The sequence below is a fragment of the Leifsonia sp. GW821-FHT13C09 genome (assembly GCF_058806435.1).
Genome location: NZ_JBXAPS010000002.1, coordinates 587,717 through 598,293 on the forward strand (window position 1 = coordinate 587,717; position 10,577 = coordinate 598,293).

Sequence of the window (10,577 nt, forward strand, 5' to 3'; positions counted from 1 at the left end):
TTGCTGGTCAGACGACGAGGTCGAGGGTTCGGGCGCCGGCGAGGACGCGGGGCTGTGCCGGTACGGCGTCGTGGGCCGGAGTCGGCTCCTCCTGCCGGTTGGGCGGCGCTGACGACCCACGCTCCTCCGCCGACGCCCACGGCGATCGGCCTCCGCCGCCGCCTTCGGCCCCCGGCGCGTTCTGGTCGGAGACCGAGACCGACGCGTTGGCCGTCGTCGCGTTGAGGTCGCGCCGCAGGTCGGTGAGGATCTGCCGGATGGCGTCCCGTCCGGCGTCGCTGGGCGCGAACAGCTCGATGTGGACTCCGGTGCCGCTGACCTGCGCGCGCACCGTGACGGGGCCGAGGTCATCGGGGGCGACCCGCACGACCACGACGTGGTCGCCGTCGGGCTGCCGGGCGAGGGTCATCACCGGCTGGGCGAGCTGCTGCTGCAGCGGCGGCGCCGGGGTCGGAGCCGGGGCGGTGGAGACGGTGGAGGCCGCCGCGAGCGCGGTCGCGAAGGCCGGCGACGGAGCCGGCGCCGCGACGGGAGTCACCGCGGGGGTCGTCGGCTGCGCGTCCTCGCTCGGCGCCGCCGGCGAGGACGGGCTCTTCGTCGCCGACCGCGCAGGCGCGGCGGCCGGAGCGGGCGCGGGCGGCTGAGCCCCGGTGGCCGCGGCGACCGTCGCGACCGGCTGAGCGCTCGGCGCCTGGACCTGGGCCGGAGCGGGAGCGGGTGCCCTGACCGGAGTCGGCGGCGCGCTCAGCGCTTCGACAGCAGCCGCGGTGGTGGAGGCCTGAACCGGAGGCGCGGGCATGGGCGTCGCGGGAGGGACCGGCGCGGCGGCGACCGCCTGCTGGAGCGCCGGCTGCCCGGCCGCCAGCGTGTCGACGACCGTGGGGGAGAGGGCGTCCTGGTGCCGGTCGGCGCCGGTGGTCCGCACGGGCGTGCCCTTGCCGTGGGGTCCCTCGTCCGGAGTCGCTGAGGAGGGCGCGGTGGCGGCATCCATGACAGCCGCCGGTAGGGGCGCCGCGACGAGCGACGGGGGTGCGGTGACCACCGAGCCGAGGAACCCGGCGTTAGCCGGCGGGGGCATCACAGGATGGGTTGTGACCGGCTGCTGAGCGCCGGCGTCGGCGGACGGCGCCGGTCCGACCGGATGCGTCGGCGCTTCGGCGTCGCCGGCCAGCGCCGACAGAAGGGCGCCGAACGCCGTCGCACCCGCGGCGGGCGACAGGTGATCGGGCGACAGGGCATCGGCTGACGAGGCCGGCGCGATGAGTGCCGCCGCGCCCGCGCCGCCGAACCCCGAGACCACCGCGCTCACGAGTTCGTCCCCGAGCCCTGACCGAGCAGCGCCGCCAGGGCGTTCCCGCCTCCGGAGCCCAGCACGCCGGTGAGCGCCGATCCGCCGCTCGAGCCCAGCACGCCGAGCATCGACGCGCCGCCGCTCGACCCGAGCAGTGCCGCCAGGGCGGACGAGGACGTCCCTCCGGAGCCCAGCAGCCCGGCCGACCCCCCGCCGGTCGATCCGAGCAGAGCCGCCAGCACCGATGCCGAGGGGGCCGGCGTCGCGGTCGCCGTCGCCGGCGCCGCCGCCGTCGGCACGATCCGGCGGATCGTCACCACGTTCGACGGCGAGATCCAGTTGTCCATCTCCTCGACCGAGCCGCCCGGCTTGGGCGCCTGGATGATCTTCCCGTTGCCCGCGTAGATGACGATGTGCTCCCCGCCGTTGCAGACGATGAGGTCGCCCGGCTGCGCGTCGGCGAGCGACGGCACGCTCTGGCCGATGGTCGACTGCCCCGAGACGAGCCGCGGCAGCGATATCCCCTTGTCCTTGTAGACGCGCTGCACGAGCCCGGAGCAGTCGAGGCCCGCGCTCGTGGTGCCGCCGAAGACGTACGGGACGCCGAGATACTTGCGGGCGTCCGCCACGATGTCGGCGCCGGTGGTCCCGTTGGACGCCTGCTGACCGGCCGCCGGGGTGACCTGGGCGCCGGTCGCGCCGGTCGCCGCGTCGAGCGACGTCGCGAACGCGGACGCGGTGGCGCTCGTCGTCCGCGTCGTCTGCGCCGTCTGCGTCGGCTGCGCCGGCTGTCCACCGGCCAGCTGGACCATCTGGGACTCGATCTGCTGGATGCGCCCCACGGCCTCCGTGATGCTCATACCGCGTCCTTCCTGCTCTCGCGCCAGCCTTGGATGGCGACCTCGTCGAGGGCGGACTGCTCCTCGCGCAGCTCGCGAGCGGCCTCGGCCGCGTCGTGCCGCGTCCGCAGCTTCTCGAGCGAGACGGCGGACGCGCGCGCGGCGCCGTGCGTCGTGCGCGCCTCTCCGGCCTCCCGGGAGGCGAGCTCGTGCAGCGCGGTCAGCTCGCCGAGCAGCACCTGCGCGCTCGCCCGGGCGGCGACGACGGCCGAGAGGGTCGCCGCATCGACGGCGTCCGAGCGCACCCCGGCGAGCGAGGCCCGCGTCCGGGCGCCGCGGGCGCGGACCGCGTCCACGGCCCGGTTCGCCTCGGCGAGCTCCGCCGCCGCCCGCTGCTCCTCCAGGTCGCGCACGCGCAGGAGGCCGGCCAATCCGAAACGCTTCATGCGGCCGCTCCGAACGCCCGGGTCAGCTCGCGGAGCGAATCCCACGCGCCGTCCGCCGTGGACCGCTGGTCCATGCCCTGCCGGAGGAAACCGTCGATGGCCTCCTCGAACTGCACCGCCGCGTCCACGCGCGCGTTCGCGCCCGGCTTGTAGGCGCCGACGTCGAGCAGGTCCTGCGCGCTCCGGCGCGCGGAGAGCACCGCGCGCAGCGCCGTCGCGTCGGCCAGCCGGTCCGGCGGGGTGATCTTCGACGCGAGTCGGGAGATGGAGCCCAGCACGTCGATCGAGGGGAAGTGTCCGGTGATCGCGAGCGCGCGGTCGAGGACGACGTGCCCGTCGAGGATCGACCGCGCCGCGTCCGCGATGGGCTCGTTGTGGTCGTCGCCGTCGACCAGGACGGTGTAGAGACCGGTGATCGACCCGGTGGCCGCCGCGCCGGCGCGCTCCAGGAGGGACGCCAGGGTGGAGAAGGTCGATGGCGGGTAGCCGCGCGTCGCCGGCGGCTCGCCCGCTGAGAGACCGATCTCGCGCTGCGCCATCGCCACGCGGGTCAGCGAGTCCATCATCAGGACGACATGCTGACCGCGGTCGCGGTGCCACTCCGCGATCCGGGTCGCGACGAGCGACGCGCGCAACCGCATCAGGGCGGGCTCGTCGGAGGTGGAGACCACGACGATCGAACGGGCGAGCCCCTCGGCGCCGAGGTCGTCCTCGATGAACTCGCGCACCTCGCGGCCGCGCTCGCCGATGAGGGCGATCACCGACACCTCGGCGTCCGTCCCGCGGGCGATCATCGAGAGCAGCGACGACTTGCCGACGCCGGAGCCGGCGAAGAGGCCCAGCCGCTGCCCGCGTCCGGTGGACACCAGGGTGTCGAGGGCACGCACCCCGAGCTGGAGGGGCGACGTGATCCTCGCGCGCTCCAGCGGGCCGGGCGCGGTGTTCGCCAGGCCGACGCGCTGCGTCGGCGGGATCGGGCCCTTGCCGTCGATGGGACGGCCGAGCCCGTCGATGACCCGCCCGAGCAGCACGTCTCCCACCGGGACGGCAGGAGCGGCGGGCGCGGAGCGCACGGGCGTGCCGATCGGGTGCGCCGCCGTTCCGGACAGCACCATGCAGGTGAGCAGCCCCGGCCGCACGGCGACGACCTGGGCCGCGGTCTGTGCTCCGGGCTCGCCGATCGCGACGAGGTCGCCGACCGCGCCCTCCAGGCCGGAGACCTCGATTCCGAGGCCGATCACGGACGCGATGCGGCCGATCCGCTCCGGCGCAGCCGCGCGGACCGCCGACGCAAGCCGGGCGCCTCCCGGCGCGTAGGCGGTCATGCGCGGTCTCCGGTCAGAACGGTGCGCGCCCGCGCTAGCCCCGCGTCGATCCGGGCGTCCAGCCAGCCGTCGCGCAGGACCGCGACGGCGTCGCCCGGGGCGATGGTCGGGTCGGGCACGATCTCGGGGAGGGCACCGGCCTCCTCCGCGATCGCACTGGCGTCGTCCGGGTGCATCCGCACGGAGACCAGCTCTCCGGCGGGCGTGGCGGCGATGACGCGGCGCAGCGTGTCGGCGGCGTCGACGTGCCCGTCGGCCACCTCGCGCTGGAGGACGGCCTCGGCGAGCGCGAGCGCCGCCTCTACCAGGGCGTCGTCGGCAGTGGCGACGACCGGGACGGCGAGCGCGCGCACCCCTTCCGCCGCTGCGGCGAGCGCCGCCAGGGCGCGCCGGGTCGCTGCGGCGGACTCCGCCTCCGCCGCCTGCCAGTGCTGCAACCGGGCGCTCTCGGCCGCTGCGAACTCGGCCTCCGCACGGCGCAGGCCCTCGCTGTAACCGGCCGCGAAGCCGCGCGCCCGCGCGCTGGAGGCGCCCTCGACGCTCGTCGCGACGGTGGCGCCGGACGATCCGAGCTCGGGGTACCGCACAGGGGCGAACGCACTATTCGACATACTCGTCCTCGTCCGAGCGGTGCACCGTGATCGTGCCCTCCGCCTCGAGGTCGCGGATCGCGCGGACGATCTCGGCCCTGGCCTCCTCGACGCGGGAGAGCCGGATCGAGCCGAGCACCGCCGACTCCTCGTCCAGCACCTCCAGGTTGCGCTCCGAGAGGTTGGCGCGGATGACGTCCCGCGTCGCCTCCGGGGAGCCCTTCATCGCGATGGCGAGCACCGAGACGTCGATCCCGCGCAGCACCTGCTGCACGTCGCGCGGCTCCAGCTTCACGATGTCGGCGAACGTCAGCATCCGGGAGCGCACCTCGGCGGCGAGCTCGGGGTCGCGCTGGTCAAGCTCCTCGAGCAACGCACGCTCGTTGGCGACGCTGGAGCGGTTGATGATGTCCACCAACGGCTGCACACCGCCGATGGCGTCCTGCTGGCCGGGGGTCTTGACGACCGATCCCGCGCGGCTGCGGAGCGTGTCGGCGACGGTGCGCGCGACCTCGGGGCCGACGCTCCCCATGGTCGCGATGCAGTGCGCCACGTCGGCGCGGATGTCCGGCTTCAGCGCGGCGAGCACCCGCGACGCCTGGTCCGCGCGCAGGTGGGCGAGCACGGTGGCGATGGTCTGGGAGAGCTCGCCGTCGAGGAGGAGGGCGACTTGCGCGGGATCCGCGGTGTCCAGGAACTCGAACGCGCGCCCGGCGAGCGAGGACGCGACGCGGGACATCACGCCGGCGGCGCGCTCGGTGCCGAACGACGCCTCCAGCAGCCCGATGGCCGCACTGCGGCCGCCGCTGACGCGCGCATGCTGCCGCACGGCGATCTCGTGGAATTCCTCGAGCGCGGCCTCGGCCTGCTGCCTGTCGACGCGCTTGAGCGCGACGATCTCTGCCGCGATCTCCTCGGACTCCGTCTCGCTGAACTGCTGCATCACGCGCGCGGCGGCCGCCTGATCCAGGTTCATCAGGATCAGGGCGGCCTTCTGCGCGCCGGTCAGCGTGGCGACTGCGGCCTCCGTCACGGCGTCGTCTCCTTGTCACCCATGAGTGTCAGCAGGTAGTCCGCCGCGCGGCGCGGGTCTTCCACCGCGAGCTGCTCGATCTCGGCCCTGCGCTGCTCCGACTCGATCGAGACCGGGGTCGGCGGCGGGGTCGTCAGCGGCACGGTCGGCGGGATGACCTGGGTGAAAGCGAGTGTCGGGGCGGCCAGCTCGTCGTATCGGTCGGCCTCCTCGACCTCCGTGTTCCTGCTGCGGCGGCGTAGGACCAGGACCACGACGATCAGCGCGGCCAGGATGCCCGCGGTGATCAGCCCGGTGCGGATCCACGAGTCGAGCTGCGCCTGCCGGGCCTGCGCGTCGGCCTGCGCGAGCGCCTGCTTCGCCGCCTGCGCGTTCGCCTGCGAGAAGTTGACGAGCTGCACACCCACCGCGTCGCCGCGCGAGGTGTCGACGCCCGAGGCGTTCGCCACCATCTGCTGGAGCTGGGCCGAACTCACGCCGGCCTTGCTCGCCGCCGCAGTGTCCACCGCGACGGAGACCGTCTGGCGCTGGACGCCGCCGGCCGGGATCTGCTGCGTGACGCTGGTCTTGTTCAGCGCGTTGTCGCTCGTGGTGCTGTCCGAGCTGTAGCTTCCGTTGCCCCCGCTGTTCGCCGCGGTGTTCGAGACGCCGTTCGTGGTGGCACTCGTGCCGAGCACGCCGGACTGCGCCGCGGCGCCGGTCCCGGTGTAGGTCTCCTTCTGCGACGTCGAGCTCGTCTGCGGCGCCCCGGTCGGGATGCTGTAGCTGTCGGTCGTCTTCGTGGACGTCGAGTTGTCCATCAGCGCGCTCACGACGACGGTCGAGTTGCCCGAGCCGAGCACCTTGTCGAGCATCGACTGCACGCTCGCCTGGACGGCGCTGTCGTAGGCCTTCGCCTGGTCGCCGGTCGAGCCCGCGGTCGCCCCGCCGGTGGCGGAGAGGACGTTGCCCGCGGCGTCGATGACGGAGACGTCGGTGGGCTTCATCCCCACCGTGGAGGACGAGACGAGGTGCACGATCGCCTGCACCTGCGCGGCCGTGAGGGTGGATCCGGCGCTCTCGGCGACGAAGACGCTGGCCGTCGGGTCCTTCGCCTGATCGGTGAACACCGTCGGCTGCGGGATGGCCAGCTTGACCGAGGCGGTCTTGACGCCCTGCATGGCGTCGATCGTGCTGGCGAGCTCGCCCTCCATCGCGCGCTTGTAGGTGACGTCCTGCTGGAACTCGGACGTCGTGACGCCCATGTTGTCGAGCAGCGTGTAGCCCTGGTTGCTGCTCGACGGGAGGTTGGCCGCGGCGGCCTTCAGCCGCTCCTGGTAGACCTGCCCCTGCGGGACGAGGATCGTGGCGCCGCCGTCCGTGAGCTGGTACGGGACGTTGTCGGTGTGGAGCTGGGTGGTGATCGCCGAGGCGTCGGAGGCGGAGATCCCGCTGAACAGCGGGACGTACTGCGGCTGGCTCAACCAGACCGACAGGCCGGTCACGCCCAGGGCGAGCACGAGGAGCGCCAGGACCGAGACGGTCTTCTGGGCGAAGCTGAAGCCGGCGATCGTCGCGCCGAGGCGCTTGAGGACCGCCTGGAGCCGGGCGGGCACCTAGCCTCCCATCCGCATGATGGTGTTGAACGCGTCGACGGCCTGGTTGCGCAGCGTCGCCATCAGCTGCACGGTCGTCTGCACGCGGGCGGCGGCGACGGTCGCGTCCTGAATGTCGTTGAGGTTGCCGGTGACCGCCTTCACGTTCGCCGCGTCCGACGTGCTCTGGAGCTGCTGGAGGTTGTTCACCGCTCCGGTCAGCGCGGCGCCGAAGCCGCCCGCGCCGGATCCCGAAGCCGCGGGGGCGACGGGCGGCGTCGGCTGCTGCACAGAGCCGAGCGAGAGCGCTCCGATGGCCGGGATGCTCATCACTTGGCTCCGATCTGCAGCGCGGACTGGTACATGTCCTTGGCGGCGTTCACGGCGTTCGAGTTCGCCTGGTAGGCGCGCTGCGCCTCGATCAGGTCGGTCATCTGGCTGGCCATGTCGATCGTGGTCTTCTTCACGTAGCCCTGCGCGTCCGCGTTCGGGTCGCCGGGCGAGTAGACGAGCTGACCCGCAGCCGAGCCGTACACGACGCCGCCGATCGAGACGCCGTTCATCCCGGGGTTGGCCTGCGCCTGCACGAAACGCTCCTGGAAGGCGGGGTTGTTCGGCGAGGTGGTGTCGTTGATGTTCGCGAGGTTGTCGCTGATCGAGTCCAGCCAGGTCTGGTTGAGCGTCATGCCCGTGCCGGAGATGCCGATGGCGTCGTAGCTCATGGTCAGTTCACCGTCGCAGCCGCGCGGAGTTCGCTGAACTGCTGGGACATCGCCTGCGAGGCCGCCTGGAACTTCAGCCCGTTGCTGACCTCCGCGAGCGTCTCCTGCTCGAGCGAGACGTTGTTGCCGTTCAGCCGGGTCGGGTCCATGCTCGCCGTCGGCGCGATGGAGGAGGCCGGCAGCAGGCCGCTGTGCGCGGCGACCGACTTCTCGAGGGCCGACGCGAAGTCGACGACCTGGGCGTGGTAGCCGGGCGTATTGATGTTCGCGATGTTGTTCGAGATCGCGGTCTGCGCCGCGGCATAGCCGTCGAGGGCAGAGTGCATCGCGTTCATCGTCACGGAATCGAGCAAGGCTCACCTCATGAATCGTGGATATTCCCAGGAGGAGGCCGATCCGTGGCCCGCTGCGAGCGATCCGTGCTCGTAGGGGCCTATCGGCAGGATCGGCGGCCGTGTAAGCGTCTCAGCCGATCAGATCGAGGTAGACCGGAGGTTCTGCGTCGGGACGCGGCGGCTGGACGCTGCTCAGCGACGCCAGCTCCCCGCGGATCCGCGCCTGCTGCTCGCGCAGCCCGTCGATCGCGCGTTGCTGGGCAGCCTGCACCGCCCGGGCGCGCTCGGCGAGCGCCGCCGGCAGCGCGGGCAGAGGCGCGACGGCGCGCCACGGCTCGAGTCCCGCCGGGCCGGCCGCCTGCGCGGCGCGCGCCTCCAGCTCGTCGAGGGCTGCGGCCCAGGCGGCGGACTCGCTGTCGTCGGCGACGTCGACCTGTTCAGGCAATCGCCACGACCTCGCTGTTGTCGTCCGCGGCGTCGACCTCCCAGGAGGTCCCCGACGACAGCGAGTCCGCCGCCTGGTGCCACGCCTGGCGGAGCGGCTCCAGCAGCGCGATGGCCTCGATCACGAGCGCGACGTCCCGCGTCACGCGGCAGTGGACGAGCGCGTTCGAGATGTAGATGTAGAGGCCGAGGAGGCTCTCGGCGGCGTTCCAGACATCCAGGCGGAGCGAGCCGGCCAGGGCGCTGAGGATGTCGACCGCGTGGGTGAGCCGGTAGTCGGCGACGGCGAGGTCGCCGGCGTCCAGCGCGTCCTTCGCGGTGTTCAGGTCGAGCAGCAGCCGGTCGTACAGCATGGTGAGCAGCCGCGACGGCGACGCGGAGAGGATGGCGTTGTCGCGGTAGGTCTGTGCCGCAGTAGGCATGTCGATCCCTTGTGCTTTCTCTGAAGAGTCGCGCGTCAGTGCGACGACGGGTTCATCGCGTCGATCTGCTGGGTCAGGTAGTTCTGCTCGTTCTGGAGCTGGCCGAGCGTGGTCACCAGGGCCGTGTACTGCGCGGTCAGCAGCTTGCGCTTGGCCGCGAGCATCGTCGTCCAGTTGCTGACACCCGACTGGTCGTTGGAGATCTGGGTCTGCTGCGACGTGATGGACGCGGTCACGGTCCCGGTCACCGGGTCGGAGGCCGTCGCGCTGACGGCCTGCACGCGCGAGGCGATCGTCTGCACGGCGGCGATGGTCCCGGCGGGGTCGCTCGCGAGGGCGGCCTGGAACTTCGCGCTGTCGAACTTGATCGAGCCGTCCTGCTGGATCGCGATCCCGTACGTGGCGGGGGAGACGGTGCCGCTCGGCCCGACCGGGGCGGACACCGCCGTCTGCAGATTCCGGTACACGCCCTGGATCAGGAGGCTGCCGGTGAACGTGCCCGCGGTCGTCGTGCTGGAGCCGTCCGTGTTCTGTGTGGTGGACACTGCGGACTGCTGCCCGATGTACGAGAGCAGCGTGTTGACGCCGGAGATCAGGGAGGACGCGGTGGAGGTGATGCTGCCCTTGTCCATCGTCGAGGTCAGCGTCACCGGCGCGGTGGTGGGCTTTGCGACCGTGACGGTAACGCCCTGGACGAGGTCTGCGAAGGTGTCGGTGGACGACGAGACCGTCTGCGCCGCCGCAGTGCCGGGCCAGAGGGTGACCTGCGCGTCCTGCGCGGCGGTGACGGTGGCGGCGCCGGCCTGTGTGAGCACGTTCGTCGCGGTACCGGCCGCGTAGGCGGAGCTCGTCCCGGCGTAGACCTGGAATGCCGCCGCCGCGCCGGTCTGCGTCGAGGTGAGCTGCAGCCGGTACTGCGGGTTGCCCGAGGCGTCGGTGCCCGAGGCCACCTGCGCGGCGCTGACGCCCGCGCCGGCAGCGTTGATGGCGGCCACCACGTCCGAGATGCTCGAGGACGCGGCCGTGATCTGGTGAGCAGTGCCTGTCGAGTCGACGATGGTGATCGCGCCGCTGCTGTCCGGCCAGGTCGTCATCACCCCGGTGACGGACACCTGCGCCTGCGCGACCTGGTTCACCTGCAGCGAGAAGGAGGTCGGCGACGCCGCGGTGGTCGCTGTGGCCGTGACGGACGAGTCCGTGCTGGAGACGCTGAGAAGGTTGAGGCCGTTCGTGGCCGCTGCTCCCGCTGCGCTCGTCTGCAGAGCCTGCAGGGTCACGTTGAGGTTCTGGAACGCGGAGAGGGCGGACTGCTCCGTCTTGACCTTGGCCTGGAGCTGGGTCTGCGGGATGGCCGCCGCGGTCATCAGGGCGTTCACGATGGCCGTCGGGTCGAGGTTGTTGACCAGGTTCGAAACCGAGACCTGGCCGTTGCTGCCCACGCCGAGAGAGGGCAGCGAGATCGTTCCGACAGAGCTCATCCGAATCCCTCCGATCCGCGTTCAGGGTGATGGGGGCGGGGGGGGGGGGGGAAACAAACCCCCCCCCCCCCCCCCAAA

Annotated in this window: 13 protein-coding genes; all 13 read right to left on the reverse strand. The window is 72.6% G+C overall.

The window, feature by feature from the left end; genetic code table 11:
- Positions 1–7: 7 nt before the first annotated feature.
- Positions 8–1,309, reverse strand: a complete 1,302-nt coding sequence (locus tag AC1ROW_RS11060) for a flagellar hook-length control protein FliK (protein ID WP_493018938.1) — start codon at positions 1,307–1,309, stop codon at positions 8–10.
- Positions 1,306–2,151 (reverse strand): C40 family peptidase, encoded by an 846-nt coding sequence (locus tag AC1ROW_RS11065; RefSeq protein WP_493018939.1) that lies wholly within the window; start codon positions 2,149–2,151, stop codon positions 1,306–1,308. Before AC1ROW_RS11065 ends, AC1ROW_RS11060 begins: the two co-directional genes overlap by 4 nt.
- Positions 2,148–2,576 carry a flagellar FliJ family protein gene (locus tag AC1ROW_RS11070; RefSeq protein WP_493018940.1) on the reverse strand — a complete coding sequence of 143 codons (429 nt, stop codon included), beginning with the start codon at positions 2,574–2,576 and terminating at the stop codon, positions 2,148–2,150. Before AC1ROW_RS11070 ends, AC1ROW_RS11065 begins: the two co-directional genes overlap by 4 nt.
- On the reverse strand, positions 2,573–3,901 hold the full coding sequence (locus AC1ROW_RS11075; RefSeq protein WP_493018941.1) for a FliI/YscN family ATPase: 1,329 nt from the start codon (positions 3,899–3,901) through the stop codon (positions 2,573–2,575). Before AC1ROW_RS11075 ends, AC1ROW_RS11070 begins: the two co-directional genes overlap by 4 nt.
- Positions 3,898–4,512: a FliH/SctL family protein gene (locus AC1ROW_RS11080; RefSeq protein ID WP_493018942.1), complete on the reverse strand. Its 615-nt coding sequence runs from the start codon at positions 4,510–4,512 to the stop codon at positions 3,898–3,900. The genes AC1ROW_RS11075 and AC1ROW_RS11080 overlap by 4 nt, the downstream gene beginning before the upstream one ends.
- Positions 4,502–5,524 (reverse strand): flagellar motor switch protein FliG, encoded by a 1,023-nt coding sequence (fliG, locus tag AC1ROW_RS11085; protein WP_493018943.1) that lies wholly within the window; start codon positions 5,522–5,524, stop codon positions 4,502–4,504. The genes AC1ROW_RS11080 and fliG overlap by 11 nt, the downstream gene beginning before the upstream one ends.
- Complete coding sequence (fliF, locus tag AC1ROW_RS11090; protein WP_493018944.1) at positions 5,521–7,119, reverse strand: flagellar basal-body MS-ring/collar protein FliF; 1,599 nt, start codon at positions 7,117–7,119, stop codon at positions 5,521–5,523. The genes fliG and fliF overlap by 4 nt, the downstream gene beginning before the upstream one ends.
- Positions 7,120–7,428 (reverse strand): flagellar hook-basal body complex protein FliE, encoded by a 309-nt coding sequence (gene fliE, locus AC1ROW_RS11095; protein WP_493018945.1) that lies wholly within the window; start codon positions 7,426–7,428, stop codon positions 7,120–7,122.
- Complete coding sequence (gene flgC, locus AC1ROW_RS11100) at positions 7,428–7,820, reverse strand: flagellar basal body rod protein FlgC (RefSeq protein ID WP_493018946.1); 393 nt, start codon at positions 7,818–7,820, stop codon at positions 7,428–7,430. The genes fliE and flgC overlap by 1 nt, the downstream gene beginning before the upstream one ends.
- 2 nt (positions 7,821–7,822) lie before the next feature.
- Complete coding sequence (locus AC1ROW_RS11105) at positions 7,823–8,146, reverse strand: flagellar basal body rod protein FlgB (protein ID WP_493018947.1); 324 nt, start codon at positions 8,144–8,146, stop codon at positions 7,823–7,825.
- A gap of 139 nt (positions 8,147–8,285) precedes the next feature.
- Positions 8,286–8,600 (reverse strand): hypothetical protein, encoded by a 315-nt coding sequence (locus tag AC1ROW_RS11110; RefSeq protein WP_493018948.1) that lies wholly within the window; start codon positions 8,598–8,600, stop codon positions 8,286–8,288.
- Positions 8,593–9,021, reverse strand: coding sequence for a flagellar export chaperone FliS (gene fliS, locus AC1ROW_RS11115; RefSeq protein ID WP_493018949.1), 429 nt, complete (start codon positions 9,019–9,021; stop codon positions 8,593–8,595). Before fliS ends, AC1ROW_RS11110 begins: the two co-directional genes overlap by 8 nt.
- A gap of 35 nt (positions 9,022–9,056) precedes the next feature.
- The gene (gene fliD, locus AC1ROW_RS11120) at positions 9,057–10,499 is read right to left on the reverse strand and encodes a flagellar filament capping protein FliD (protein ID WP_493018950.1); all 1,443 of its coding nucleotides are present in this window, start codon (positions 10,497–10,499) and stop codon (positions 9,057–9,059) included.
- Positions 10,500–10,577: the final 78 nt, after the last annotated feature.

Excerpts from the sequence above, each read along its gene's own strand:
- flgC (WP_493018946.1), bottom strand. The coding sequence starts at position 7,820 with ATGAGCTACGACGCCATCGGCATCTCCGGCACGGGCATGACGCTCAAC.
- fliD (WP_493018950.1), bottom strand. The coding sequence starts at position 10,499 with ATGAGCTCTGTCGGAACGATCTCGCTGCCCTCTCTCGGCGTGGGCAGC.
- AC1ROW_RS11080 (WP_493018942.1), bottom strand. The coding sequence starts at position 4,512 with ATGTCGAATAGTGCGTTCGCCCCTGTGCGGTACCCCGAGCTCGGATCG.
- AC1ROW_RS11065 (WP_493018939.1), bottom strand. The coding sequence starts at position 2,151 with ATGAGCATCACGGAGGCCGTGGGGCGCATCCAGCAGATCGAGTCCCAG.
- AC1ROW_RS11075 (WP_493018941.1), bottom strand. The coding sequence starts at position 3,901 with ATGACCGCCTACGCGCCGGGAGGCGCCCGGCTTGCGTCGGCGGTCCGC.
- fliE (WP_493018945.1), bottom strand. The coding sequence starts at position 7,428 with ATGAGCATCCCGGCCATCGGAGCGCTCTCGCTCGGCTCTGTGCAGCAG.
- AC1ROW_RS11070 (WP_493018940.1), bottom strand. The coding sequence starts at position 2,576 with ATGAAGCGTTTCGGATTGGCCGGCCTCCTGCGCGTGCGCGACCTGGAG.
- fliS (WP_493018949.1), bottom strand. The coding sequence starts at position 9,021 with ATGCCTACTGCGGCACAGACCTACCGCGACAACGCCATCCTCTCCGCG.
- AC1ROW_RS11105 (WP_493018947.1), bottom strand. The coding sequence starts at position 8,146 with ATGCACTCTGCCCTCGACGGCTATGCCGCGGCGCAGACCGCGATCTCG.